Source organism: Pseudomonas ogarae, from assembly GCF_014268695.2.
Lineage (GTDB): Bacteria > Pseudomonadota > Gammaproteobacteria > Pseudomonadales > Pseudomonadaceae > Aquipseudomonas > Aquipseudomonas kilonensis.
Map to the genome: position 1 here is coordinate 2,152,699 of NZ_CP077086.1, position 23,932 is coordinate 2,176,630.

24 protein-coding genes are annotated in these 23,932 nt (G+C 60.5%); 13 read left to right on the plus strand and 11 right to left on the minus strand.

The genetic code is table 11. The features are described from left to right. Positions 1-29: 29 nt before the first annotated feature. Positions 30-1,106, minus strand: coding sequence for a 3-deoxy-7-phosphoheptulonate synthase (locus HU749_RS09640; protein WP_003183777.1), 1,077 nt, complete (start codon positions 1,104-1,106; stop codon positions 30-32). Between the two features lie 267 nt (positions 1,107-1,373). On the opposite strand from HU749_RS09640, the gene HU749_RS09645 reads away from it, so the two are divergent. The 4 genes from HU749_RS09645 to cysB all read left to right on the plus strand — a co-directional run bounded on the left by HU749_RS09645 (position 1,374) and on the right by cysB (position 4,936). Further along, the gene (locus tag HU749_RS09645; protein ID WP_186652536.1) at positions 1,374-2,327 is read left to right on the plus strand and encodes a putative 2-dehydropantoate 2-reductase; all 954 of its coding nucleotides are present in this window, start codon (positions 1,374-1,376) and stop codon (positions 2,325-2,327) included. Positions 2,328-2,348: 21 nt separating this feature from the next. Beyond that, complete coding sequence (locus HU749_RS09650) at positions 2,349-3,254, plus strand: 5'-nucleotidase (protein ID WP_003199368.1); 906 nt, start codon at positions 2,349-2,351, stop codon at positions 3,252-3,254. A gap of 96 nt (positions 3,255-3,350) precedes the next feature. Beyond that, positions 3,351-3,851 carry a universal stress protein gene (locus HU749_RS09655; RefSeq protein WP_079304302.1) on the plus strand — a complete coding sequence of 167 codons (501 nt, stop codon included), beginning with the start codon at positions 3,351-3,353 and terminating at the stop codon, positions 3,849-3,851. Positions 3,852-3,961: 110 nt separating this feature from the next. Beyond that, positions 3,962-4,936 carry an HTH-type transcriptional regulator CysB gene (gene cysB, locus HU749_RS09660; RefSeq protein WP_003199376.1) on the plus strand — a complete coding sequence of 325 codons (975 nt, stop codon included), beginning with the start codon at positions 3,962-3,964 and terminating at the stop codon, positions 4,934-4,936. Between the two features lie 7 nt (positions 4,937-4,943). On the opposite strand, the gene HU749_RS09665 is transcribed toward cysB, so the two are convergent. Beyond that, positions 4,944-5,426: a GreA/GreB family elongation factor gene (locus HU749_RS09665; RefSeq protein WP_003199378.1), complete on the minus strand. Its 483-nt coding sequence runs from the start codon at positions 5,424-5,426 to the stop codon at positions 4,944-4,946. Between the two features lie 2 nt (positions 5,427-5,428). Beyond that, on the minus strand, positions 5,429-5,815 hold the full coding sequence (locus tag HU749_RS09670; RefSeq protein ID WP_186652535.1) for a hypothetical protein: 387 nt from the start codon (positions 5,813-5,815) through the stop codon (positions 5,429-5,431). A gap of 121 nt (positions 5,816-5,936) precedes the next feature. Between HU749_RS09670 and earP the strand changes: the two genes are divergently transcribed. Together earP and HU749_RS09680 are read left to right on the plus strand one after the other, a co-directional pair. Then, a complete protein-coding gene (gene earP, locus HU749_RS09675) occupies positions 5,937-7,070 on the plus strand; it encodes an elongation factor P maturation arginine rhamnosyltransferase EarP (protein ID WP_079304306.1) in 1,134 nt (377 codons plus the stop codon). Positions 7,071-7,118: 48 nt separating this feature from the next. After that, the gene (locus tag HU749_RS09680) at positions 7,119-7,688 is read left to right on the plus strand and encodes an elongation factor P (RefSeq protein WP_003199385.1); all 570 of its coding nucleotides are present in this window, start codon (positions 7,119-7,121) and stop codon (positions 7,686-7,688) included. A gap of 218 nt (positions 7,689-7,906) precedes the next feature. Here HU749_RS09680 and HU749_RS09685 read toward each other — a convergent pair whose 3' ends face one another. From HU749_RS09685 to HU749_RS09695, 3 genes are all read right to left on the minus strand, one after another. Beyond that, complete coding sequence (locus HU749_RS09685) at positions 7,907-8,920, minus strand: alpha/beta hydrolase (RefSeq protein ID WP_186652534.1); 1,014 nt, start codon at positions 8,918-8,920, stop codon at positions 7,907-7,909. A gap of 35 nt (positions 8,921-8,955) precedes the next feature. Continuing rightward, positions 8,956-9,375: an organic hydroperoxide resistance protein gene (locus tag HU749_RS09690; protein ID WP_003199389.1), complete on the minus strand. Its 420-nt coding sequence runs from the start codon at positions 9,373-9,375 to the stop codon at positions 8,956-8,958. A 381-nt stretch (positions 9,376-9,756) separates the two neighbouring features. Continuing rightward, on the minus strand, positions 9,757-10,218 hold the full coding sequence (locus HU749_RS09695; RefSeq protein WP_095963385.1) for a MarR family winged helix-turn-helix transcriptional regulator: 462 nt from the start codon (positions 10,216-10,218) through the stop codon (positions 9,757-9,759). Positions 10,219-10,362: 144 nt separating this feature from the next. On the opposite strand from HU749_RS09695, the gene HU749_RS09700 reads away from it, so the two are divergent. Further along, entirely contained in the window at positions 10,363-11,112 is a 750-nt protein-coding gene (locus tag HU749_RS09700) for a sulfite exporter TauE/SafE family protein (RefSeq protein ID WP_095963386.1), read from the plus strand. Here HU749_RS09700 and HU749_RS09705 read toward each other — a convergent pair. After that, positions 11,102-11,956: a LysR substrate-binding domain-containing protein gene (locus tag HU749_RS09705; RefSeq protein ID WP_018603125.1), complete on the minus strand. Its 855-nt coding sequence runs from the start codon at positions 11,954-11,956 to the stop codon at positions 11,102-11,104. The two genes, HU749_RS09700 and HU749_RS09705, sit on opposite strands and share 11 nt — an antisense overlap. A 97-nt stretch (positions 11,957-12,053) precedes the next feature. Here HU749_RS09705 and HU749_RS09710 point away from each other — a divergent pair, with 97 nt between their 5' ends. Together HU749_RS09710 and HU749_RS09715 are read left to right on the plus strand one after the other, a co-directional pair. After that, a complete protein-coding gene (locus HU749_RS09710; protein ID WP_003199394.1) occupies positions 12,054-12,272 on the plus strand; it encodes a DUF1127 domain-containing protein in 219 nt (72 codons plus the stop codon). A 64-nt stretch (positions 12,273-12,336) separates the two neighbouring features. Then, on the plus strand, positions 12,337-13,566 hold the full coding sequence (locus HU749_RS09715) for a winged helix-turn-helix domain-containing protein (RefSeq protein ID WP_186652533.1): 1,230 nt from the start codon (positions 12,337-12,339) through the stop codon (positions 13,564-13,566). A gap of 134 nt (positions 13,567-13,700) precedes the next feature. On the opposite strand, the gene HU749_RS09720 is transcribed toward HU749_RS09715, so the two are convergent. Continuing rightward, positions 13,701-15,047 carry a class II 3-deoxy-7-phosphoheptulonate synthase gene (locus HU749_RS09720; RefSeq protein ID WP_072340590.1) on the minus strand — a complete coding sequence of 449 codons (1,347 nt, stop codon included), beginning with the start codon at positions 15,045-15,047 and terminating at the stop codon, positions 13,701-13,703. A 142-nt stretch (positions 15,048-15,189) separates the two neighbouring features. Here HU749_RS09720 and HU749_RS09725 point away from each other — a divergent pair, with 142 nt between their 5' ends. Both HU749_RS09725 and HU749_RS09730 read left to right on the plus strand, forming a co-directional pair. After that, positions 15,190-15,945, plus strand: coding sequence for a spermidine synthase (locus HU749_RS09725; protein ID WP_003199402.1), 756 nt, complete (start codon positions 15,190-15,192; stop codon positions 15,943-15,945). Between the two features lie 490 nt (positions 15,946-16,435). Beyond that, positions 16,436-18,109 carry a DEAD/DEAH box helicase gene (locus tag HU749_RS09730; protein ID WP_014337279.1) on the plus strand — a complete coding sequence of 558 codons (1,674 nt, stop codon included), beginning with the start codon at positions 16,436-16,438 and terminating at the stop codon, positions 18,107-18,109. A 197-nt stretch (positions 18,110-18,306) separates the two neighbouring features. Here HU749_RS09730 and HU749_RS09735 read toward each other — a convergent pair whose 3' ends face one another. Beyond that, positions 18,307-19,074: a DODA-type extradiol aromatic ring-opening family dioxygenase gene (locus tag HU749_RS09735; protein ID WP_186652532.1), complete on the minus strand. Its 768-nt coding sequence runs from the start codon at positions 19,072-19,074 to the stop codon at positions 18,307-18,309. 104 nt (positions 19,075-19,178) lie between these two features. Here HU749_RS09735 and HU749_RS09740 point away from each other — a divergent pair, with 104 nt between their 5' ends. Next, positions 19,179-19,832, plus strand: coding sequence for a thiopurine S-methyltransferase (locus HU749_RS09740; protein ID WP_186652531.1), 654 nt, complete (start codon positions 19,179-19,181; stop codon positions 19,830-19,832). A gap of 923 nt (positions 19,833-20,755) precedes the next feature. On the opposite strand, the gene htpX is transcribed toward HU749_RS09740, so the two are convergent. Further along, on the minus strand, positions 20,756-21,643 hold the full coding sequence (gene htpX / locus HU749_RS09745; RefSeq protein WP_003183732.1) for a protease HtpX: 888 nt from the start codon (positions 21,641-21,643) through the stop codon (positions 20,756-20,758). Between the two features lie 302 nt (positions 21,644-21,945). Continuing rightward, positions 21,946-23,157 carry a pyridoxal phosphate-dependent aminotransferase gene (locus HU749_RS09750; protein WP_095963474.1) on the minus strand — a complete coding sequence of 404 codons (1,212 nt, stop codon included), beginning with the start codon at positions 23,155-23,157 and terminating at the stop codon, positions 21,946-21,948. A gap of 220 nt (positions 23,158-23,377) precedes the next feature. Here HU749_RS09750 and msrB point away from each other — a divergent pair, with 220 nt between their 5' ends. Beyond that, positions 23,378-23,773, plus strand: coding sequence for a peptide-methionine (R)-S-oxide reductase MsrB (msrB, locus tag HU749_RS09755; RefSeq protein WP_046063765.1), 396 nt, complete (start codon positions 23,378-23,380; stop codon positions 23,771-23,773). Positions 23,774-23,932: the final 159 nt, after the last annotated feature.

Below are 23,932 nucleotides of genomic sequence, written 5' to 3' on the forward strand. Positions count from 1 at the left end.
GTTGCTTTTTATGCGTTGAAGCAGGCCGATCAGCTGCGTTGACGCTTCGGCAATACATCCTTGAGCTTGGCATGCATGCTGCGCAGGGTGTTCTCGGTCGCGCTCCAGTCGATGCAGGCATCGGTGATGGAGACGCCGTACTGCAAGTCGGCGAGGTCTTTCGGGATCGCCTGGCAGCCCCAGTTCAAGTGGCTTTCGACCATCAGGCCGATAATCGACTGGTTGCCTTCCAGGATCTGGTTGGCCACGTTCTCCATCACCAGCGGTTGCAGTGCCGGGTCCTTGTTGGAGTTGGCGTGGCTGCAGTCGACCATGATGTTCGGCTTGATCTTGGCTTTGTTCAGCGCCTGTTCACACAGCGCGACGCTGACCGAATCGTAGTTCGGCTTACCGTTGCCACCGCGCAGTACCACGTGACCGTAGGCGTTGCCCTTGGTGGTGACGATCGACACGCCACCTTCCTGGTTGATGCCCAGGAAGCGGTGTGGGCTGGAAACCGACTGCAAGGCGTTGATCGCCACGGTGAGACCACCGTCGGTGCCGTTCTTGAAGCCCACTGCCGACGATAGGCCAGAGGCCATTTCGCGGTGGGTCTGGGATTCGGTGGTGCGCGCGCCGATGGCCGACCAGCTGATCAGGTCCTGCAAGTATTGCGGCGAGATCGGGTCCAGGGCTTCGGTGGCCGTGGGCAGGCCCATTTCCGCCAGGTCCAGCAGCAATTGGCGACCGATGTGCAGGCCGTCCTGGATCTTGAAGGAGTCGTCCAGGTACGGGTCGTTGATCAGGCCTTTCCAGCCGACGGTGGTCCGAGGCTTCTCGAAATACACCCGCATGACCAGGTACAAGGTGTCGGAGACTTCCGCAGCCAGCACCTTGAGGCGCTCGGCGTATTCGTGGGCGGCCTTGATGTCATGGATCGAGCAGGGCCCGATGACCACGAACAGGCGATGATCGGTGCCGTCCAGGATGTTGCGGATGACTTCCCGGCCCTTGGTCACGGTGCGCAGGGCAGCGTCGCTCAGGGGAATATCGCGCTTGAGCTGGTCAGGCGTGATGAGGGTCTCGTTGGAGGCGACGTTAAGGTCATTGATCGGTAAATCAGCCATCGTGTTACTCGTCAGGTCACGGGTGCCGGCCGCCAGCGATCCCCGCGCGGCGGTGCACAGCGGATTTTAAGCGCGTCGGGGAGCCGAACCTTATCGCGTTACGAGGCTGCTCGACAATGGGCTGGGACGGGTTTAATGCCCTATAGGCTGGGGAAAAGGCCTTGGAGATGGCTCTGCAACAGATTCGTGAGCAGATGTAATGAAGATTGCATGCCATGCCGCTCGCGCTGATAGTGTGCAGGGACTTTTACCAGGAGAGTTGCAAAGATGCAGGCAGGCGTGAAACCGCGGATCGGGATGATCGGCACCGGGGCGATCGGTGGGTTCTACGGCGTGATGCTGGCGCGTGCCGGTTTTGACGTGCACTTTTTACTGCGCAGCGAATTTGCTGCCGTGGCCGAAGCCGGTTTGCGGATCGACAGCGCGGTTCACGGTACGCTGACCCTAAACCCCGTCCAGGCGTATCGCTCGGCAGCCGATATGCCGCCCTGCGACTGGCTGCTGGTCGGCGCCAAGACCACCAGCAATGCCGAGCTTGCCCCGGCCATTACCCAGGCTGCCGCTGATGGTGCAAAAGTCCTGTTGCTGCAGAACGGCCTGGATGTCGAAGACGATCTTCGACCGTTGTTGCCCGATTCGTTGCACCTGTTGGGTGGACTGTGCCTGATCTGCGTGCATCGCGTCGGCCCTGGTGTCGTCACCCACCAGGCCCTTGGTGCGGTCAACGTCGGCTATCACAGCGGTCCTTGCGCCGATCAGGCACAACGCATGGTGATCGTCGAAGAGGCAGCGACGTTGTTCCGCAGCGCCGGTATCGACGCCCAGCCCATGCCGGGCCTGCAACAGGCCCGCTGGCAGAAGCTGGTATGGAATGTGCCATACAACGGTCTTTCGGTTCTGTTGGGCGCCAGTACCACGCCGTTGATGGCCAACGACCATAGCCGCGAATTGATCCAGGCGCTGATGGGGGAGGTGGTCCGCGGTGCGCAAGCCTGCGGGCATCACATCGCGCCGGGTTATGCCGAGTATCTGTTCACGATGACCGAGAAGATGCCCGACTACTGGCCGAGCATGTACCACGATTATTCCCACAAGCGTGCGCTGGAGCTGGACGCGATCTACGGCCGGCCATTGGCGGCAGCGAAAGCGGCAGGGTGTGAGCTGCCGAAAATCGAAGCTTTGTACCAGGCGTTGGCGTTCGTGGACCGATATAACCGCTGAGCGGGCGAAAGGGGGAGCGGTATGGCAAACAATATCGACGACAAACTGGTGCTGGCGATTTCGTCGCGGGCGCTGTTCGACCTGCGGGAAAGCCACAAGGTGTACTTGTCGAGTGGCGTCGAAGCCTATCGGCAATACCAGATCGAGCATGAAGACGAAGTCCTGGCGCCCGGTGATGCGTTCGCCCTCGTGCAAAAGCTGCTGAACCTCAACGAGCACCTGGGGCGTGCCCGGGTCGAGGTAATTCTCGTTTCGCGCAACAGTGCCGACACCGGCCTTCGAGTGTTCAACTCGATTCATCATTATGGGCTGGCGATTTCCCGCGCGGCCTTCGTTGGCGGCCGCAGTCCTTACCCTTACCTCAAGGCATTCGGTTGCGATCTCTTTTTGTCCACCCACGCTGAAGACGTGCGCAGCGCCCTGGACGCCGGATTTGCCGCCGCGACCATCCTGTCGGGTGGTGCCAGTCGCGCGGCCAGCGAGGAACTGCGCATTGCCTTCGATGGCGACGCCGTGCTGTTTTCCGATGAATCGGAGCGCGTCTATCAGGCCGATGGGTTGGAAGCTTTCCAGGCCAGCGAACGACAGGCCGCCCGCGAGCCGCTGCGAGGCGGGCCGTTCAAGGGCTTCCTGGCGGCGCTCAATGCACTGCAGCGCGAGTTTCCCGAGGACGCCTGCCCCATTCGTACGGCGCTGGTGACGGCCCGTTCGGCACCGGCTCACGAGCGGGTTATCCGGACCTTGCGTGAGTGGGATATTCGCCTGGACGAGTCGCTGTTCCTGGGCGGCCTGACCAAATCGGCTTTCCTCGAAGCCTTCGCCGCCGATGTTTTTTTCGATGACCAGACCGGCCACTGCGAACTGGCTCGTGAGGTGGTTGCCACCGGCCACGTGCCCCACGGTATCAGTAATGAAATGAAGCCCTGACTGCCCTTGGTCCGGGACGTCAAGCCGCACGTCGCAGTCCCCGAGGCGCTGCTAAGCTGAATCAATCTCCGCCATTTTGGCACGCGAGGAGGTCACATGATTCGTTCGATGCTGTACGCCACAGACCTGGGCCTCTATGCCCCTTATGTGATGCAGCATGCCTTGGCGTTAGCACGGACGTTTGAAGCCGAGTTGTATGTGGTGCATGCGGTAGAACCGATGGGGTTGTTCGCCGAGTCGGTGTTGCAAAGCTATCTTGACGAGCAGGCGCTGAACGAATTCCACCGCCAAGGTCTGAATACGGTGATGGCCAATATCGAACAGCGGGTGCTCGACAGTTTCCGCGAGGAGTGGGGGGAAGGGCAGCAGGACTTGAAACTGATCAAGTCGGTCAGGGTGTACCAGGGCGATCCTTCCCAAGTCATCCTGGAGCAGGCTGCGAAACTCTCCGTCGACTTGCTGATCGTAGGCAGTCATTGCCAAGGGGCAAGCGGTGAAACCCCCTTGGGCCGAACCGCTGCACGGGTATTGCAGTTATCCCGGGTACCGGTCTACCTGGTACCGCTGGTACAGCGCCGACGCCAGGGAGAGGCCTGAGGCGAAATGATGGCTTTTTATAAAAAGTTCTAGATTTATTGTCGAAACCTTTCATATAGTTATATACCGTCGCTGATGCCCGTGGCGTCCAACTGCTTTGAGGGATACATATGAAGCTTCAACAACTGCGCTACATCTGGGAAGTGGCGCACCACGACCTCAACGTTTCCGCTACTGCCCAAAGCCTCTACACATCGCAACCCGGCATCAGCAAGCAGATCCGCCTGTTGGAAGATGAACTGGGCGTCGAAGTCTTCGCCCGCAGCGGCAAACACCTGACCCGCGTGACACCGGCCGGCGAGCGCATCATCACCACCGCTGGCGAGATTCTGCGCAAGGTCGAAAGCATCAAGCAGATCGCCCAGGAATTCTCCAACGAGAAAAAAGGTACCCTGTCGATCGCCACCACCCACACCCAGGCCCGCTACGCGCTGCCGCCGGTGATCAGCAATTTCATCAAGCAATACCCCGACGTGGCGCTGCATATGCACCAGGGTTCGCCGATGCAGATCGCCGAGATGGCCGCCGATGGAACAGTGGATTTCGCCATCGCCACCGAGGCCCTGGAATTGTTCGGGGACCTGGTGATGATGCCGTGCTATCGCTGGAACCGCTGCGTGGTCGTGCCCCAGGGCCATCCGTTGACCAAGCTGCCGAAGCTGACCCTCGAAGCCCTGGCCGAATACCCGATCGTGACCTACGTATTCGGTTTTACCGGGCGTTCCAAGCTCGACGAAGCTTTCAGCCATCGTGGCCTGACGCCGAAAGTGGTGTTCACTGCCGCCGACGCCGACGTGATCAAGACTTACGTTCGCCTGGGCCTGGGCGTGGGCATCGTCGCGAAGATGGCCGTCGATACCAAGCTCGACAGCGACCTGGTGGTACTGGATGCCAGCGAATTGTTCGAATCCAGCGTGACCAAGATCGGCTTCCGTCGTGGCACTTTCCTGCGGGGTTTCATGTGCGATTTCATCGAGAAATTTGCACCGCACCTGACCCGGGAAGTCATGGCCAAGGCCATTCAGTGCCACAACAAGCAAGAACTCGAAGAGTTGTTCGACGGCGTCGAACTACCGGTGCACTAAGACCCTTCTAGATCGCCTCGGTGACAGCGAACTGTTGCCGGGCGCCCGCTACCACGATCTCCACTTCATCCCCTTCGAACTTGCCCAAAAGGCCGCGGCCCAGCGGTGAGCGAGGGGTGATGACGGTGATCGGCTGGCCCACCAGCGAGACCTTCAAGCCCGCCGCATCCGGCCCCAGGAAGAGCCATTGCTGGCGACCGTCCTCATCTTCCAGCCCGATCAAGGTGCCGACCTGAATACCGCGCTGTTCGTCGTAAGGCCTTAGCGTCAGGTTCTGGCAGAGGGTGAGGGCCTGGCGGATTTCCTCCACGCGCCTGGCTTGTCCGGCGGCGAGGTAGGACGCCTCGAGGCCCAGGGTGTCGTACTTGTTCTCGGCGATGTTTTCTTCGTGGGTCGCGGTTTCGTAGGCGGTCTGCGCGGCGCGTTCGGCGATGTCGAGATCAATCTTGAGTTTGTCGAGAATCAGCTGGTGGACGGTCTGTTTGTTCATGGTCATTCGCAGAATTGCAGGACGTTGGCGCGGCTTTTTTCACTGGGCGCATTCTGGTCCTGTTGCAGCCAGAACTGGCACTTGGGGTTGGACAGGTTGCGCGGATTGTTGCGGGCCTGATCGAGCGCTTGGCGCTGCTCGTTCCTCTGCAAGTTCTGCCGGTACTGCTCGAACATCGGTGTGGGCGGCTCTGGGGGTGGTTGCACCGCCGGTGGTTGCGCCAGTTGATGGACGGCAGCGGCCACGGGTGCCAGTTGTTCGTTGAACAGAAATCTGGACAGCAGCCAGCCCGTCAATACGATGGCGAGGAACCCCAGCCACAGGCCCAGGGCGATGCTGACGGTCAATTGCAAAGCCGTGAGGCGCGAGGGTGTCGAGTGATCGGGCATGGCTGCTTCCTGGCAGGGTCATGGGCAGGCGGTGATTGTCGCATGAAGATTAATCGCCGTCGGCTCTTCTGCGTGATCGGTTTATTCGGGACAATCAGGCCTTTGCCACAGGGAGTCGGGAATGACCGTGCGTTGGGATATTTTTTGCACCGTCGTCGATAACTTTGGCGACATTGGTGTCACGTGGCGCCTGGCTCGGCAGTTGGTGGCCGAACATCGATGCGCGGTGCGGCTATGGGTCGACGACCTGCGTGCCTTCGAACGACTGTGCCCGGAAATCGACATCACCCTGTCCGAGCAATGGCAGCAGGGCGTGCAAGTGCGTCACTGGCCCGGGGAGTGGGCGGCCACCGAAGCCGCCGACGTGGTGATCGCTGCGTTTGCCTGTCAGCTGCCGAGCGCCTACATGGATGCGATGGCCGCGCGCCAGACGACGCCCCTGTGGATGAACCTCGATTATTTGAGTGCCGAGGACTGGGTGATCGGTTGCCACGGCTTGCCGTCGGTGAAATACAAGCACGTGCAGAAATATTTCTTTTTCCCGGGCTTCCAGGAGGGAACCGGCGGCCTGCTGCGTGAGGCGGGTCTTCTGGAACGCCGTCGGCAATTTCAGCAGGACGCCGAAGCACAACGCGTTTTCCTGCAAGGATTGGGCGTCGAACGGGCGCCGCAGGCCTGCCTGATCTCGCTGTTTGCCTACGAGAACGCCGGGTTGGCGAGCTGGTTTGACGCAATGGCCGCCGATGCCCAGGCGTTTCATGTGCTGGTTCCCGAAGGGCGGGTGCTGGGTGATGTCGAGCGTTGGCTTGGGGTCGATGACCTGGCGGTCGGTGCGGTACATCGACGCGGCGCACTGACGGTGCAGGTGTTGCCGTTCATCCGCCAGGACCAGTACGACCAACTGCTATGGTGCTGCGATTTCAACGCCGTGCGTGGCGAAGACTCTTTCGTGCGCGCCCAATGGGCTGGCCGGCCGTTGCTTTGGCATATCTACCAGCAGGAAGAAGACGTCCACCTGGAAAAACTCGAGGCGTTTCTCAGGCTCTACAATCAGGGGCTTTCGCAGGCGGCGCAAAAAGCGACCAGCGGTCTTTGGCGGGCCTGGAATGACGGCCAGGACATGACCGAACATTGGAAAGCCACCCGTGAACAGCAACAGGAACTGGCCGAACATGCCCAGGCGTGGTGTCTGGAACAGGCCTCGCGAGCCGATCTTGCCGCAGCGCTGGTGAAGTTTTATGTAAATTGGATATGATACGCGGCCTAGATTTTTGTAAATCCCATCCAAATTCGGATATTCGCAATGAAAACTGGTAAAGAACTGAAACCCGGGACCGTGATCCGTCTCGAAAACGATCCTTGGCTGGTTCAGAAAGCTGAGTTCACCAAGTCGGGTCGTAACAGCGCGATCATGAAGACCAAGCTGAAGAACCTGCTGACCGGTTACAAGACCGAGATCGTCTACAGCGCCGACGACAAACTGGACGACGTGATCCTCGACCGCAAAGAAGCGACCCTGTCCTTCATCAGCGGCGACACCTACACGTTCATGGACACCACTGACTACACCATGTACGAGCTGAACGCCGAAGACATCGAAAGCGTTCTGCCGTTCATCGAAGAAGGCATGACCGACGTCTGCGAAGCCGTGTTCTTTGAAGAGCGCCTGGTTTCCGTAGAGCTGCCGACCACCATCGTGCGTCAGGTTGACTACACCGAAGGCTCCGCTCGCGGTGACACTTCCGGCAAGGTGATGAAGCCTGCCAAACTGAAGAACGGTACCGAGCTGTCGGTAGCTGACTTCATCGAAATCGGCGACATGATCGAGATCGATACCCGCGAAGGCGGTTCCTACAAAGGCCGCGCTAAGTAAGCGAAGCCTTCTGTATGAAAAAGCCCGACCATTGAGTCGGGCTTTTTTATGCGTGCGGATCATGTTCAGACCAAGGGACAGGATGGGGTCTGTGGTGAGGGGATTGATCCTTACCCTGTGGGAGCAAAGCTTGCTCGCGATACAGGCGCCTTGGTTCCAGAGACACCGTGCTGTCGTCATCGCGGGCAAGCCTTGCTCCCACAGTGTTTCGCCACAAGTCACTTAAGGTGTTGCTTGAGCTCTTGCGACACCTGCAACATCGCCGAACGCACCGCGGGCACCTGGCTGACCACGTTAAGCAAGCCATAGTCGTGGATCATGCCGTTGTAGCGTACGGCCGTGACGGGTACACCGGCCGCGTCCAGCTTGCGGGCATAGGCTTCACCTTCATCGCGCAAGACGTCGGCCTCGGCGGTCTGTACCAGCGCGGGCGGCAGACCCTTGAGTTGTGCGGTGCTGGCGCGTAACGGTGAGGCATAGATCTCGCTGCGTTGCCCGGCATCGGTGGTGTAGTTGTCCCAGAACCACTTCATCATGTTTTTACTGAGGAAGTGCCCCTCGGCGAACTGGTTGTAGGACGCCGTCTCGAAGCTGGCATCGGTCACCGGCCACAGCAACGCCTGGAAACGGATCGCCGGCGTGCCTTTGTCCTTCGCCATCAGGGCCACGACCGCCGCCATGTTGCCGCCGACGCTGTTGCCCACCACGGCCAGGCGCTTGCCGTCGACGTTGATCTGCTTGCCGTGTTCGGCCACCCATTTCGTGGCGGCGTAAGCCTGGTTGATCGCGATCGGGTAATGCGCCTCGGGTGAGGGCGTGTAGTTGACGAACACCGCGACAGCGCCCGAGCCCGCCACCAGATCCCGAACCAGGCGTTCGTGGGTTGGGAAGTCGCCCAATACCCAGCCACCGCCGTGGAAGAACATGAACACGGGCAACTCACCCTTGACCCCGGCTGGGCGAACGATGGTCAGGCTGATCGGCTGGCCATTGACCTGGATAGTTTTCTCGCTGATGTCGGCCTTGGGCAGGGCCAGTTTTACCCCTGCCTGGGCGCCCACCAATACGGCGCGGGCGTCCTTGGGCGACAGTTGCTCCAGGGGTTTGCCGGTGCCGGCATTCAGCGCGTCGAGAAACGCCTGGGTGTTGTGTTCGACGATGCCGTCGGCGAAGGCACTGCTGACGCTGAGGGCGAGAAAGGTGGCGGTCAAGGCTTTGCTGAGCGTGTTCATGTGCATCTCCTTAGGTTCGGGTCCAGGGTCGGTGGTCAGACGGTGACGTGCAGGCGCACATCAACGTTGCCGCGAGTGGCGTTGGAGTACGGGCAGACTTGGTGAGCCGCATCCACCAGGCTTTGCGCGTCGGCCTGGTCCAGCCCTGGCAGGCTGATGTGCAGGTCGATGTCGAGGCCGAAACCGCCGGGGATCTGGCCGATGCCGACATGGGCGGTAATCGAGGCGTCGTCCGGGATCTTGCGTTTGCTCTGGCTGGCCACGAATTTCAGCGCGCCGATGAAGCAGGCCGAGTAGCCGGCGGCAAACAGTTGCTCAGGGTTGGTCGCCGCCCCGCCTGCACCACCGAGTTCCTTGGGCGTGGCGAGTTTGACGTCGAGGATGTTGTCACTGGAGATCGCACGACCATCACGGCCGCCGGTGGAGGTTGCGATTGCGGTGTAGAGAGTTTGCATGATGGGAGCCTCGTTTCTGGGTGGGTGTTGTTGCGCTAAATGTTTGTGCGCTAATTAGGTGCGAGGCAAATGTATAGCGCTAATATTTAGTGCGCAAGATAAATTTTTGAGGCGAGATGGAATCGGCAAACTGAAAAGGCCTGAAAGCCTTTAGCTAGAGCGGTTATTGAGCGTAAAAATTTTTTGAGGAGGGCAGGGTAGACAGGGCTGCCGCTATCGCGAGCAGGCTCGCTCCCACACTGGATCTCCGGTGAACACAAAGTTCATGTCCGACACAGAATCAATGTGGGAGCGAGCCTGCTCGCGATAGCGGTGGATCAGTTGGTGGGGGTATTGGATGTGCCGGCGCCTTCGCGAGCAAGCCCGCTCCCACAGGAGAGGTCAGAGGCTGTCTTGCAAATGCCCGCGCAATGCCTGCAGGTCAAGTTGCAGCTTCTTCAACTGCTCCAGGGTCAGGCCGCTGGCGGCGAGGATGCATTGGGGGATGTCGAGGGCTTTTTCGCGCAGGGCGAGGCCCTGTTCGGTGAGTTCGACAATCACCACGCGTTCGTCTTCACGGCTGCGGGTGCGGCTCAACAGGCCTTCGGCTTCCAGGCGCTTGAGCAGTGGCGTCAGCGAGCCGGGGTCTGTCAGCAAGCGTGTGCTGATTTCACCGACGGTCAATCCGTCCTTTTCCCACAACACCATCATCGCCAGGTATTGCGGATACGTCAGGCCCAGAGCCTGTAGCAGCGGCTTATAGACTTTGGTCATCAGCAGCGACGTGGAGTGCAGGGCGAAACAGACCTGGTTGTCGAGCAACAGGGCTTCGCAAGCTTCGGGGGTGTCACGCAGGGTGTTCATGGCAAAACCTTCAATCAATGATCGATACGAATCTAGCGGGCGAATCTTTAATGCGCCAGATAATTCTGACGACATGAGAGATGTTACGTTTCCCCGCTGGCGCCGACTGCGTAGGATAAGCACCCTGATGAAAGGGGAATCGTCTTGTTCGAATTTGTGCAGTTTTTGGTATTTGGTGCCGTGTTGGGCACCCTGGGGGGACTGTTCGGGATCGGCGGCGGCTTGATTGCCATTCCGGTGCTAGGCGTCTGGTTCGGCCTCGACCAGCAACTGGCCCAAGGTACGGCGCTGGTCATGGTGGTACCCAACGTGATGCTCGCGTTGTGGCGCTATCACCAGCGCAATCGCATCGAATTGCGCCATGTTCTGCCGTTGGCTTCCATGGGGTTCTGCTTTGCCTGGCTTGGTTCGATCTGGGCCGTGGGGATCGACGCGAACAGCATGCGGATCGGCTTCGTCGCGTTCCTGATCGCGCTGACCCTCTACAACCTGGCCCGCATGTTCGCCGCCACCGCACCGGCTTCGGCGCAGATGCGTTATGGCTGGCCATGGCTCGGCGTGTTGGGGGCGGCATCCGGGACCATGGGTGGTTTGTTCGGTGTTGGCGGGGCCGTCGTCGCGACGCCGATCCTGACCAGCATCTTTGGCACCAGCCAGGTGGTCGCCCAAGGGTTGTCCCTGGCGCTGGCCTTGCCCAGTACCGGCGTGACACTCGCCACTTATGCGTTTCACCATGAGGTGGACTGGAGCATCGGCCTGCCGCTGGCCGTCGGTGGCCTGCTGAGCATCAGTTGGGGGGTGAAGGTCGCCCACGCCTTGCCGGAGCGGCTGTTGCGCGGGCTGTTCTGCGGTTTCCTGGTGCTGTGCGCGGTGCTGCTCACCTTTAAAGTTTGAAGCCTTCAATGATGTGCTCGGCCAGGCACTCGGTGATCGGCGATGGGTTATGCAGGTTGCGGATCAGCATGATGCTGGCCTCGGGCAGTTCCGGCAGGTCCTCGGCCTCGCCCAGTACGCGCATGTCCGGGGTCAGCAGGCTTTCCAGTTGCGCCGTGATTGCCAGGCCGGCGCCCACCACCGCCATGAGCGCCGAAAGGCTCGAGCTGTTGTATGCCACGCGATAATCGCGGCCCATGGCATCCAGCGCATTGCAGGCCCATTGCCGGCAGAAACAGTCACTGTTGAACATCGCCAGCGGCAGCGGGGTTTGTTCATGGACGTTGAAGCAGGCGGCTTCGGCCCAGACAAAGCGCTCCTTGCGCAGCAACTGGCCGATTTCGTCCCCGGGTTTGCGGGTGACGATGGACAGGTCCAGGTCCTGGCGCAACAGCAACTGCTTGGACGATTCGCAGTGCACTTCAATTTCGATCAGGGGGTAGAACTGAGCGAAGCGCTGCAGGATGCCTGGCAGGAAGCGCATCACGTAATCGTCCGGTGTGCCGATGCGCACCGTGCCGACCATGTGCGGTTCACGCAGGGTATTGAACACCTCGCTGTGCAGCTTGAGGATCCGCCGCGCGTAACCCAGCAGCACCTGGCCTTCGGCGGTGAGCTTGACCTGGCGCCCATCACGCTCGAACAGCCGTCGCTGTAATACATCCTCTTCCAGCCGCTTCATCTGCATGCTGACGGCGGACTGGGTGCGATTGACCAATTCCCCGGCCCGGGTGAAACCGCCCTGGTCGGCGATGGCGACAAAGGTACGCAGCACTTCCGTATCGATGCTCGGGTAACTCGACAATTGATCAATCTCCGAGATGTATTGCATAAGAAACATTCGTTGGATTGATCTTATCGTTAGCGCGAGACTTGATCCATCCCCAACGGAGGACATCACGATGAAAGGTCAAAAAGGTTATCTACTGATAGACAAACTGTCCCACGGCTTTTCCGTCAGCGCCTTGCTGCACAAGTTTAGCCGCTGGTACGAATTGCACCACGAACGCGAACTGCTGGCCGGGATGAGCGACGAGGCGCTCAAGGACATCGGCGTGAGTCGTGCCGACGTGGAGCAGGAAGTGGTTCGGCCATTCTGGGATGACCCAATGCACAAATGAGCCATCCTTTCCTACACAAACCCCTTATTGGTGAGGTAGGTTGCGAGCAGACAAGGAGATCTCCATGCCCGCGACTGTGTCCTTTACCCTCAAACAGGCCCGACGTATGGCGTTGGCCGCCCAAGGATTCGATGGGCGGTCACCGCCAGCTTCGGTGCAACCCTCGCGCCTCAACCGCCTGATCGAACGCCTCGGCGTCCTGCAGATCGACTCAGTCAATGCGTTGGTGCGCTCGCATTACCTCCCGCTGTTCTCCCGCCTGGGTCACTACAATCGCGATTTGCTCGATCAAGCAGCCTGGAGCCAGGGCCGGCGTCGCACGCTTTTCGAATACTGGGGCCATGAAGCGTCGCTGCTGCCGATGTCGATGTATCCACTGATGCGCTGGCGCATGGATCGGGCTTCGGGTGGCGAAGGGATCTACCAGCAATTGGCGCGTTTCGGCCAAGAACGCCAGGATGTCATCCGCCGCGTCCTGGCCGCGGTCCAGGAACAGGGCGCCCTTGGCGCAGGCAGTTTGTCTACGCGCAAGGAAAAGGCCGGGCCGTGGTGGGACTGGAGCGCGGAGAAACATGCGCTGGAATGGCTGTTCGCCGCGGGCGAAGTCACGGTAGCGGGGCGACGCGGGTTCGAGCGGCTCTACGACTTGCCGGAACGGGTACTGCCGGCCGCGATCCTGCAGCAACCGTTGCCGGACGAGGCCCAAGCCCAACGCGGCTTGCTGGTGCATGCTGCCGACGCCTTGGGCATTGCCACCGAGAAAGACCTGCGTGACTACTTTCGCCTCGACCCCGCGGACTGTCGCGGGCGCCTGGCCGAGTTGGAGGAGGCCGGGGTACTGCTGCGCTGCCAGGTGCAAGGCTGGAAGCAACCGGCCTGGTGCCGACCCGCGGCGAAAGTTCCTCGCAAGGTCGCCGCCAGTGCCTTGCTGTCGCCGTTCGACTCGCTGGTCTGGGAGCGTGGCCGTACCGAGCGGTTGTTCGACTTTCGCTACCGGTTGGAGATCTACACCCCCGTGCACAAGCGGGTGTATGGCTATTACGTGTTGCCGTTCCTGCACCACGAACGCATTGCCGCGCGGGTGGACCTGCGGGCGGAGCGGGCTTTGGGGCAACTGGCCGTGCATGCCGTGCACGAGGATGCGTCGGGGCTGGACGAGGAGGGGATGCAGGCCCTGGCGCTGAACTTGAGGCGCATGGCCCGGTGGCTGGGGCTGGAGCGGGTCCAGCTCAATTGCCAGCGAGTGAGTGGGGTTCGGTTGGCTATGGCATTAGCGCAGATTGATGGTGACTGAGCCGACGCCTTCGCGAGCAAGCTCGCTCCCACAAGGGATTTCGGGTGATCACAGGTTTTGTGTTCAGAACCGATCCAATGTGGAAGCGAGCTTGCTCGCGAAGCAATCCAGCAGGCGCCGAATGCCTTACTGACTCACCGCCGAACCTGCTTCAACGTCTCGGCAATCAAAAACGCCAGCTCCAGCGACTGATCGGCATTCATCCGCGGGTCGCAGTGAGTGTGGTAGCGGTCCGACAGCCCGTCCTCGGTAATCGGGCGTGCGCCACCGATGCATTCGGTGACGTTTTGCCCGGTCATTTCGATGTGAATCCCGCCGGCATAAGTGCCTTCGGCTTCGTGGACCTGGAAGAACTGCTTCACTTCGCCGAGGATCTGCGCAAAGTCCCGGGTCTTGTAGCCGCTGCTGGCCTTGATGGTGTTGCCATGCATCGGGTCTGAGCTCCACAGCACTTGCTTGCCTTCACGCTGCACGGCGCGCAATAGCGGCGGCAAGTGTTCGCCGACCTTGTTGGCGCCCATCCGGGCGATCAGGTTCAGCCGGCCGGGGTCGTTGTTCGGGTTGAGCACGTCGATCAGGCGGATCAGATCGTCCGGGTCCATGCTCGGGCCGACCTTGACCCCGATCGGGTTGTTCACCCCGCGCAGGAATTCGACATGGGCGCCGTCCAACTGACGGGTGCGGTCGCCGATCCACAGCATGTGGGCCGAGCAGTCGTAATAGTCGTTGGTCAGGCTGTCACGGCGCACGAAGGCTTCTTCGTAATTGAGCAGCAACGCTTCGTGGGCAGTGAAGAAACTGGTTTCGCGCAGTTGCGGCGAGCTGTCCATGCCGCAGGCGCGCATGAATGCCAGGGTTTCGTCGATGCGGTCGGCCAGGTGGCTGTACTTTTCCGCCAGGGCCGAATTGGCGATGAAGTCCAGGTTCCACTTGTGCACCTGGTGCAGGTCGGCGAACCCGCCCTGGGCGAAGGCGCGCAGCAGGTTCAAGGTGGCGGTGGACTGGTGATAGGACTGCAGCAACCGCTCCGGGTCCGGTACGCGGCTTTTCTCGTCGAAACCGATACCGTTGACGATGTCGCCACGGTAGGCCGGCAGGGTCACGCCGTCGATGGTTTCGTCGTTGGCCGAACGCGGCTTGGCAAACTGCCCGGCCATGCGCCCGACCTTGACCACCGGGCAGCCGGCGGCAAAGGTCATGACGATCGCCATCTGCAAGAGCACCTTGAAGGTGTCGCGGATCTTGGCCGCCGAGAACTCGGCAAAGCTTTCGGCGCAGTCGCCGCCTTGCAGCAGGAACGCCCGGCCCTGGGTCACCTCGGCGAACTGACGGCGCAACTCCCGGGCTTCACCGGCAAACACCAGTGGCGGATAACTGGCCAGGGTCTGCTCCACCTGCAACAGGTGCGCGGCGTCGGGGTAGCGGGGTTGTTGCTGGATCGGCAGGGCGCGCCAGCTGTCAGGGCTCCAGGGTTGGCTCATCATGATCTCTAGGTGATTTACGCTTGGACGGCCATGTTATCAGCAAATTAGTGCGTGACCTGCTCCGGTTGCTTCGCGGACAATCGCGCCTTTGTCCCGTATGCGCAGGCTCAAGCCGGCACGGCCACCATCAGGAGATGAAATGACAGAGGAGCGCGTCGAGCATTTGCTCGCCGAGGTGCACGACGAGTTCGGCATGATTCGCGTATTCGAAGTGGCCGATTACCGGTTTCTCGAGTTTGGCGATGCCATCGAGCAGAGTTGCGTGTTCACAGCCGATCCGAGCTGGCTCGAATATGACTATACCCGCGCCATGCTGATCGGCGCGTTGTGTCACGAGCAGCCGGAAAGTGCGCTGTTTCTGGGGCTGGGCGCCGGTACGTTGACCCAGGCCTGCCTCAAGTTCCTGCCGTTGGAAGATGTCGAGGCCATCGAATTGCGTCCCGACGTGCCGCGCCTGGCCATCGAATACCTGGGGCTGGATGACGATCCGCGCCTGTACATCCGCGTCGGCGATGCACTGGAACTGCTTGAAAGTGCAGAGCCGGCGGACCTGATATTCGTCGACCTCTATACCGATGTTGGTCCTGGTGTCGGGCACCTGGCCTGGGGCTTCCTGGAAAATTGCCAGAAACGCCTCAACCCGGGTGGCTGGCTGGTGATCAACCAGTGGGCCACCGATGACGGCAAGCCATTGGGGGCGGCGCTGTTGCGCGGCTTGTACCACCGGCATTATTGGGAGCTGCCGGTGAAGGAGGGCAATGTGATCCTGATCGTGCCGGCGGACCTGGATCAGGAGCTGGACATGCAGGGACTGGTCGCCAGGGCCGAAGGGCTGGCGCCGAGGCTGGGTTATTCGTTGCAGTCGTTGATCAAGGCCATTCGCCCGGCGACTTGATCAAGCAAAGCCATAAACCCTTGTGACAAGTGAATGCCCCTGTGGCGAGGGAGCTTGCTCCCGCTGGGGCGCGAAGCGGCCCCCTTCGATTTCAGATATCAACCCAGGCGTCTGCTTCGCAGTCGAGCGGGAGCAAGCTCCCTCGCCACAGGGCTAAGCCGTCTGGAGATGAATCGTTTTAGCTGGCTGCCCCAAGGCCTTGTGACAGCGAGCCCCATAACGGGGTCAGGCAATAAAAAAAGCTCCCTTTTTTGGCGAATTCCGGTATAGTGCGCGCCGGCCTTTATCCGGGCCGCGTCAAGGTAGCGCAATTCCCCGAAGTCAGCTTCGGTTGCATGTCCGCACAACGGATGCTTCCACGACGTTCTTTTTCATTCATTCGTTTTCGCAAATCCCCGCCGACAAAGCAGCCAGGGCGACTCTTGAGTCTCAACACGGCACGCGCAGCTTTGGAGCATGGGTCTTTGCGGATGCACTTAGAGGCAGACCCATGACCCAGGAAACCGGCGGCTTCGCCGCTTTTAATCTCAACCCGAACATTCTTGCTGCCGTCACTGCGACCGGCTACGAAGAACCTTCGGCGATTCAGCAGCAATCGATCCCGATCATCATGGCCGGCCACGACATGATTGGCCAGGCGCAAACCGGTACGGGTAAAACCGCTGCGTTCGCCCTGCCGATCCTGCATCGCATCGATCCTGCCAAGCGCGAACCGCAAGCCCTGATCCTGGCGCCAACTCGTGAGTTGGCGCTGCAAGTAGCAACCGCTTTCGAAACCTATTCCAAGCAGATGCCTGGCGTTACCGTTGTGGCCGTTTACGGCGGTGCCCCGATGGGCCCACAACTGAAAGCCATCCGTAATGGCGCGCAGATCGTTGTCGCCACGCCGGGTCGTCTGTGCGATCACCTGCGTCGTGACGAAAAAGTCCTGGCTACCGTGAACCACCTGGTTCTCGACGAAGCCGACGAAATGCTCAAGCTGGGTTTCATGGATGACCTGGAAGTCATCTTCAAGGCCCTGCCAGCGACTCGCCAGACTGTATTGTTCTCGGCCACCCTGCCGCAATCGATCCGTGCCATTGCCGAGCGCCACCTGCGCGATCCGCAACACGTGAAGATCCAGACCAAGACCCAGACCGTCACCGCGATCGAGCAGGCTCACCTGCTGGTTCACGCTGACCAGAAGACGTCTGCCGTTCTCAGCTTGCTGGAAGTGGAAGACTTCGACGCCCTGATCATGTTCGTGCGCACCAAGCAAGCGACCCTGGACCTGGCCAGCGCCCTGGAAGCCAAAGGCTACAAAGCCGCTGCGCTGAACGGTGACATTGCCCAGAACCAGCGTGAGCGCGTGATCGACTCCCTCAAGGATGGCCGCCTGGACATCGTTGTGGCGACCGACGTCGCTGCCCGTGGCCTGGACGTTCCGCGCATCACCCACGTATTCAACGTGGACATGCCGTACGATCCGGAATCCTACGTTCACCGTATCGGCCGTACCGGCCGTGCCGGTCGCGAAGGCCGTGCGCTGCTGCTGGTCACCCCGCGTGAGCGTCGCATGTTGCAAGTGATCGAGCGTGTAACTGGCCAGAAGGTGGCTGAAGTTCGCCTGCCGGACGCCCAGGCCGTTCTCGATGCTCGCATCAAGAAACTGACCAACAGCTTGTCGCCACTGGTGGCTGACGCCGAATCGACCCACGGTGATCTGCTCGATCGCCTGACCGCCGACATCGGTTGCACCCCACGCGCCCTGGCTGCCGCACTGCTGCGCAAGGCCACCAATGGCCAAGCGCTGAACCTGGCTGCAATCGAGAAGGAACGTCCCCTGGTGCCGAACAACGCACCGCGTGGCGATCGTCCTGAGCGCACCGGTGATCGTCCGGACCGTGGTGATCGCGAGCGTCGTGCTCCGATCCCGCTGGCCGAAGGTCGTGCTCGCTGCCGTACCGCGCTGGGTGCCCGTGACGGCATCGCTGCCAAGAACCTGCTGGGTGCCATCCTCAACGAAGGCGGCCTGGCCCGCGAAGCGATCGGCCGCATCCAGGTGCGTGACAGCTTCAGCCTGGTAGAGCTGCCGGAAGATGGTCTGGAGAAGTTGCTGACCAAGTTGAAAGACACTCGTGTGGCTGGCAAGCAGCTCAAGCTGCGTCGCTATCGCGAAGATTGATCGGCTCTTGGGCTGATTGATCGAACATGAAAAATCCCCGACTGGTTCGGGGATTTTTTTCGCCTGTCGTTTGGTGTTCTGTCAGGGAGAGTGGTGTGACGGCCAATCGCGAGCAAGCTCGCTCCCACAGGGGGAGGCGTGAGCGGCGAAATCCAGTGTGGGAGCGAGCTTGCTCGTGATTGCAGCGACGCGGTCAGTCAGTCAAACCGATAGATGTCCATCCCCAGCGTCCCCATCGTGAACCCCGCATGAGCAACGCTGAACTTGCCCCCCGCACCCCGGGCAAAATACAGCGGCAGCAAGTGCTCATCGCTGGGGTGGCTGCGCACGGCGTTCGGCGCCTGGCGACGGTAATCATGCAGCGCGGCCTCGTCGTCGGCCGCCAGCTTCTCAACCATCCAATCGCGAAAGGCCTTGGCCCAGGGCTCAATGCTGTCGGGGCCGGCGTTCCAGTCCAGGTCGCGCAGGTTATGGGTGATGCTGCCAGAACCGATCAGCAAGATGCCCTGCTGACGCAGGCTCGCCAGGGCCTGGCCGACCTGTGTCTGCAACACCGGTCCCTGGCGGCTGGGCAGGGAAACCTGCACCACCGGGATGTCGGCCTCGGGGTACATCAAAGATAATGGCACCCAGACACCATGATCGGACGGCCGTTGAGGGTCGAGGCGTGCCGGCAGGTGCGCGGTGTTGAGCATAGCTGCGACTTGCGTCGCCAGTTGCGGATCGCCGGGCGCGGGGTACTGCACCTCATACAGGGCTGGTGGAAAGCCGCCGAAGTCGTGCCAGGTGCGCGGCTGCGGATTGGCGCTGACCAGTAGTTCGTTGCTTTCCCAGTGGGCGGACACGATGACGATGGCCTTGGGCTTGGGCAATTGAGCGGCCAGGCGAGCCAATGCCGGACCGCTGTCGCCGGGCTCCAGGGCGAGCATCGGTGAGCCATGGGAGATAAACAGGCTGGGCAGCATGAAGGGACTCCTGAGCGTTAAGATGGAGTCATCTTCCGTCAGGTCAATGATCTAAATCTAATATAAGTTTTAGCCCGTTTTGATCGAATTTTTTGGAGCGAATCATGGAGCCCGAGTTTTGGCACAAACGCTGGTCATCGAACCAGATTGGTTTTCACTTGCCGGAGGTGAACCCCTACCTGCAACGTTTCTGGCCGCAATTGGGCTTGGCCCAGGGCAGTCGGGTGCTGGTGCCGTTGTGTGGCAAAAGCCTGGATCTGCTGTGGCTTGCCCATCAGGGCTATTCGGTGTTGGGCGTGGAATTGTCGGAAAAAGCCGCCACTGATTTTTTCCTTGAGCATCAGCTTGAGCCGGTTGTGAGTGAAGAGGGTGCATTCAGGGTGTTCCGTGCCGGTGATATCGAGATTCGCTGTGGTGATTTCTTTGCCCTGGGCCCGCAGGATGTGGCCGATTGCACGGCACTGTATGATCGCGCCGCATTAATCGCGTTGCCCGTGCCAATGCGGGAACGGTACGCGGCTCATCTGCAGAAGATCCTGCCCGATGGGGTCGGCTTGTTGATTACCTTGGATTACAACCAGGATGAAATGCCTGGCCCACCGTTCTCTGTCGGGGATGATGAGGTGCAGCGGCTGCTGGGAGGTGTCTGGCAGTTGGAGGTGTTGCAGGAGCAGGATGTGTTGGGGGAGAGCTGGAAGTTTTTGCAGGCGGGTGTGAAGCGGCTGGATGAGCGTGTTTATCGGCTGTCCAGAGGTTGAAGCGTTGTTTGTGCTGATGCCATCGCGAGCTCGCTCCCACATTTGATCTGCTGTGAACATAAGACCTGCGCTCACCCGAGTTCCCCTGTGGGAGCGGGCTTGCTCGCGAAGGCGGCCTGGCAGGTGGCTTGGATTTGTTGATCGAGTACATATCCGTTGCTGCGGTAACGGCCACTTAGGGTTCCGCTTTTACAGCGGGTCACTTTTGAAGAGCGCAAAAGTAACCAAAACGCTTTTGCCCCACCACTCGGCACCTCGCTTAGGCTCGGTGTGCCCTCACTCCGGCATTGCTCCGTGGGCCCGCCGCGAAGGGCCATCCATGGCCCAGCGCGGCTATCCCGGCATCCATGCCGGGATGCCCACTGCGCAATGCCTGCGTTCGGCCAGCGTGGTTAACGGGGCGCCCCAGATCAAGATCAAGATCTAGAGCAAGAGAAAGAGCAGGGCACATCCAACATCACCGCAAACTGACACACCGCCTTCGCGAGCAAGCCCGCTCCCACAGGAGAAACGCGGTCCCATCAAGAACCAGGTCGGCTATAAGGCCGCCTCGCGGTGGATGTTGATCTCGGGCGCCCCGTTAACCACGATGGCCGAGCGCAGGCATTGCGCAGTGGGCAACCCGGCATGGATGCCGGGTTAGCCGCGCTGGGCCATGGATGGCCCTTCGCGGCGGCCCACGGAGCAATGCCGGAGTGAGGGCATGCCGAGCCTAGGCGAGGCACCAAGTGGTGGGGCATGAAGCGTTTTGCTTACTTTTGCGCTTCTCAAAAGTGAGCCGCTGTAAGAGCGGAACCATAAGCAGCCGTTACCTAAATAACGGATATACACACCAAAACAACAAAACGGCGCTTCCCATTTCTGAAAGAAGCGCCGTTTTTTCTAAGTGAACAACATTACTGCGGGTTTTTTGAGCCCAGCGATCAGCCCCGACGACGCAGTGCGTCGATACGCTCTTCCAGCGGCGGGTGGCTCATGAACATGCGTGCCAGGCCCTGCTTGATGCCACCGTTGATGCCAAAGGCATTCAGGGTGTCAGGCATGTGCACCGGCAAGCCTTGCTCGGCGCGCAGGCGCTGCAGGGCACCGATCATGGCACTGGTGCCGGCCAGGCGAGCACCGGCGTCGTCGGCGCGGAACTCGCGCTTGCGCGAGAACCACATGACGATGGCGCTGGCGAGGATGCCCAGTACCAGCTCGGCGAAGATGGTCGCCACGTAGTAGGCGATGCCTTGGCCTTCTTCGTTCTTGAAGATCACCTTGTCGACGAAGTTGCCGATGATGCGGGCGAAGAACATCACGAAGGTGTTCACCACGCCCTGGATCAGCGCCAGGGTCACCATGTCGCCGTTGGCGACGTGGCCGATCTCATGGGCCAGCACGGCCTTGACTTCATCGGGCGAGAACCGCTCGAGCAACCCCTGGCTGACGGCGACCAGTGCGTCGTTCTTGTTCCAGCCGGTGGCGAAGGCGTTGGCCTCGTAGGCCGGGAAGATCCCGACTTCCGGCATCTTGATACCGGCTTCGCGGGACAGTTGCTCGACGGTCTGCAGCAGCCATTGTTCGTGACGAGTGCGCGGCTGGCTGATGATCTGGGTGCCGGTGCTCATCTTCGCCATCCACTTGGAGATGAACAGCGAGAACAGGGAACCGGCGAAACCGAACACCGCACAGAAGATCAGCAGCTGATTGAGGTTGAGGTCAACCCCATTGGCCGCCATGAACCCGTTGAAGCCGAAGAGGCTCAGGGTGATGCTGGCAATCAGCACGACCGCCAGGTTAGTGGCCAAGAACAGCAGGATGCGCATCATGGTTGTGAAAATCTCCTCGTGCTAAAGATGTAGCGTTATGCGGGGTATATAAGGTGCTGCCGCAGGCTATTCAACTCGCCGACTATTTCAAACTGTGTCCTACAGGCGTCCTAAATGTTTGAAAGACTTTTCTGAAAGTGAATGGGGAAAAGAAATACGACGCTTGCACCCCGTGAACGTTGAGCCTGGGGGGGCGTCGGCGGTCCAACCCGTAGTGTAGAAGGCCTTGCAGAGTCGGCAGAACGGATATGTTGCTGAATCAAACAGCGTGCGAGGCGACGGCTCCCCGCACGCTGTCTGGCTTATTGACGGTAGGACTTGAGGAAGTTGCCGATCCGGCCAATGGCCTGGTCGAGGTCATCGACCCGTGGCAGGGTCACGACGCGGAAGTGATCCGGCCACGGCCAGTTGAACGCCGTACCCTGGACTACCAGCAGCTTTTCCGACAGCAGCAGGTCGAGGACGAATTTTTCATCGTTGTGGATCGGGCAGACCTTCGGGTCGATCCGCGGGAAGGCATACAGCGCGCCCATCGGCTTGACACAACTGACGCCGGGGATGTCGTTGAGCAGTTCCCAGGTGCGATTGCGCTGTTCCAGCAGCCGGCCCTGGGGCAGGACCAGGTCGTTGATGCTCTGGTAGCCGCCCAGCGCCGTCTGGATCGCATGCTGGCTCGGCACGTTGGCACACAGGCGCATGTTGGCCAGCATGTCGATGCCTTCGATGTAGCTCTGGGCATGGTGCTTGGGCCCGGAGATGGCGATCCAGCCGGAGCGGAAACCAGCGACCCGATAGGACTTGGACAGGCCGTTGAAGGTCAGGCACAGCAGGTCTGGCGCCAGGGACGCGGTGCACACATGCACGGCGTCGTCGTAGAGGATCTTGTCGTAGATCTCGTCGGAAAACACCACCAGGTTGTGCTGGCGGGCCAGTTCCAGCATGCCCAGCAGCACTTCCCTGGAATACACGGCGCCGGTCGGGTTGTTCGGGTTGATGATCACCAGTGCCTTGGTATTGGGCGTGATCTTGGCCTTGATGTCCGCCAGGTCGGGAAACCAGTTGGCCTGTTCGTCGCACAGGTAATGCACCGGGTTGCCACCGGACAGGCTCACGGCGGCGGTCCACAGCGGATAATCCGGCGCCGGCACCAGCACTTCGTCGCCGTTGTTGAGCAGGGCCTGCATGGACATCACGATCAGCTCGGACACACCGTTACCCAGGTAGATGTCCTCGATGCCGACACCTTCGACCTGCTTCTGCTGGTAGTACTGCATCACGGCCTTGCGGGCGCTGAACAGGCCCTTGGAGTCGCTGTAGCCCTGGGCGGTCGGCAGGTTGCGGATGACGTCCTGGAGGATTTCATCGGGCGCTTCGAAACCAAAGGGGGCCGGGTTGCCGATGTTCAGCTTGAGGATGCGATGGCCTTCCTCTTCCAGGCGTTTGGCGTGCTTGAGCACCGGGCCGCGAATGTCGTAGCAGACGTTGGCGAGCTTGTTCGATTTGCTGACCTGCATGGCGATGTGTTCCCGAAAATGAACGATCCAGGTGGCGTATGAACGGCCGTACTGGGGATCCTGCGTCTGTGCCCAGGCCTGACGCGGTACATGCGTCACAATCCGTTTGAATGCGCATGACGTGGCTGCCAGACTGGCGTCTGACGAGGCGCAATCATACGTGCCGCCCGATCTGCGGAAAAGCGTCGGATCGGGCTTTTTCAATTGCCGAGGTGGGACGATGGAAAAGTTGGAGAAAACCCTTGAAGAATGGCACGCCATGCTCGACCCGGAGCAGTACAACGTCTGTCGATTGAAGGGCACCGAACGGCCGTTCTCCGGTAAATACAACGCCACCAAGACCGACGGTGTGTACCACTGCATCTGCTGCAACGAACCGTTGTTCGATTCGCAGACCAAATTCGATTCCGGCTGCGGCTGGCCGAGTTTCTACGCGCCGATCGAGGGCAGCGCGGTGGTGGAGGTGCGGGACGTCAGCCACGGCATGGTTCGCACCGAGGTGGTCTGCGCCAGATGCGACGCCCACCTGGGCCACGTCTTCCCCGACGGCCCGCCGCCCACGGGGTTGCGGTACTGCATCAACTCGGTGTGCCTGGATCTGGTCCCCCGAGAATAATTTGGTGGGAGCAAAGCTTGCTCGCGAAACAGGGCATCTCGATTTCTGAACGACCGTATTGCCTTCATCGCGGGCAAGCCTTGCTCCCACAGTTTGTGGTGTGGGTATTTTTGATAATTAAATTGCGTACAATTTAATTGCTCGCTATCTTCAGCGTTC

What these genes read in the sequence shown, in the direction of transcription:
- HU749_RS09640 (WP_003183777.1), bottom strand. Translation starts at nt 1,106, where the DNA reads ATGGCTGATTTACCGATCAATGACCTTAACGTCGCCTCCAACGAGACC.
- HU749_RS09645 (WP_186652536.1), top strand. Translation starts at nt 1,374, where the DNA reads ATGCAGGCAGGCGTGAAACCGCGGATCGGGATGATCGGCACCGGGGCG.
- HU749_RS09650 (WP_003199368.1), top strand. Translation starts at nt 2,349, where the DNA reads ATGGCAAACAATATCGACGACAAACTGGTGCTGGCGATTTCGTCGCGG.
- HU749_RS09655 (WP_079304302.1), top strand. Translation starts at nt 3,351, where the DNA reads ATGATTCGTTCGATGCTGTACGCCACAGACCTGGGCCTCTATGCCCCT.
- cysB (WP_003199376.1), top strand. Translation starts at nt 3,962, where the DNA reads ATGAAGCTTCAACAACTGCGCTACATCTGGGAAGTGGCGCACCACGAC.
- HU749_RS09665 (WP_003199378.1), bottom strand. Translation starts at nt 5,426, where the DNA reads ATGAACAAACAGACCGTCCACCAGCTGATTCTCGACAAACTCAAGATT.
- HU749_RS09670 (WP_186652535.1), bottom strand. Translation starts at nt 5,815, where the DNA reads ATGCCCGATCACTCGACACCCTCGCGCCTCACGGCTTTGCAATTGACC.
- earP (WP_079304306.1), top strand. Translation starts at nt 5,937, where the DNA reads ATGACCGTGCGTTGGGATATTTTTTGCACCGTCGTCGATAACTTTGGC.
- HU749_RS09680 (WP_003199385.1), top strand. Translation starts at nt 7,119, where the DNA reads ATGAAAACTGGTAAAGAACTGAAACCCGGGACCGTGATCCGTCTCGAA.
- HU749_RS09685 (WP_186652534.1), bottom strand. Translation starts at nt 8,920, where the DNA reads ATGAACACGCTCAGCAAAGCCTTGACCGCCACCTTTCTCGCCCTCAGC.
- HU749_RS09690 (WP_003199389.1), bottom strand. Translation starts at nt 9,375, where the DNA reads ATGCAAACTCTCTACACCGCAATCGCAACCTCCACCGGCGGCCGTGAT.
- HU749_RS09695 (WP_095963385.1), bottom strand. Translation starts at nt 10,218, where the DNA reads ATGAACACCCTGCGTGACACCCCCGAAGCTTGCGAAGCCCTGTTGCTC.
- HU749_RS09710 (WP_003199394.1), top strand. Translation starts at nt 12,054, where the DNA reads ATGAAAGGTCAAAAAGGTTATCTACTGATAGACAAACTGTCCCACGGC.
- HU749_RS09715 (WP_186652533.1), top strand. Translation starts at nt 12,337, where the DNA reads ATGCCCGCGACTGTGTCCTTTACCCTCAAACAGGCCCGACGTATGGCG.
- HU749_RS09720 (WP_072340590.1), bottom strand. Translation starts at nt 15,047, where the DNA reads ATGAGCCAACCCTGGAGCCCTGACAGCTGGCGCGCCCTGCCGATCCAG.
- HU749_RS09725 (WP_003199402.1), top strand. Translation starts at nt 15,190, where the DNA reads ATGACAGAGGAGCGCGTCGAGCATTTGCTCGCCGAGGTGCACGACGAG.
- HU749_RS09730 (WP_014337279.1), top strand. Translation starts at nt 16,436, where the DNA reads ATGACCCAGGAAACCGGCGGCTTCGCCGCTTTTAATCTCAACCCGAAC.
- HU749_RS09735 (WP_186652532.1), bottom strand. Translation starts at nt 19,074, where the DNA reads ATGCTGCCCAGCCTGTTTATCTCCCATGGCTCACCGATGCTCGCCCTG.
- HU749_RS09740 (WP_186652531.1), top strand. Translation starts at nt 19,179, where the DNA reads ATGGAGCCCGAGTTTTGGCACAAACGCTGGTCATCGAACCAGATTGGT.
- htpX (WP_003183732.1), bottom strand. Translation starts at nt 21,643, where the DNA reads ATGATGCGCATCCTGCTGTTCTTGGCCACTAACCTGGCGGTCGTGCTG.
- HU749_RS09750 (WP_095963474.1), bottom strand. Translation starts at nt 23,157, where the DNA reads ATGCAGGTCAGCAAATCGAACAAGCTCGCCAACGTCTGCTACGACATT.
- msrB (WP_046063765.1), top strand. Translation starts at nt 23,378, where the DNA reads ATGGAAAAGTTGGAGAAAACCCTTGAAGAATGGCACGCCATGCTCGAC.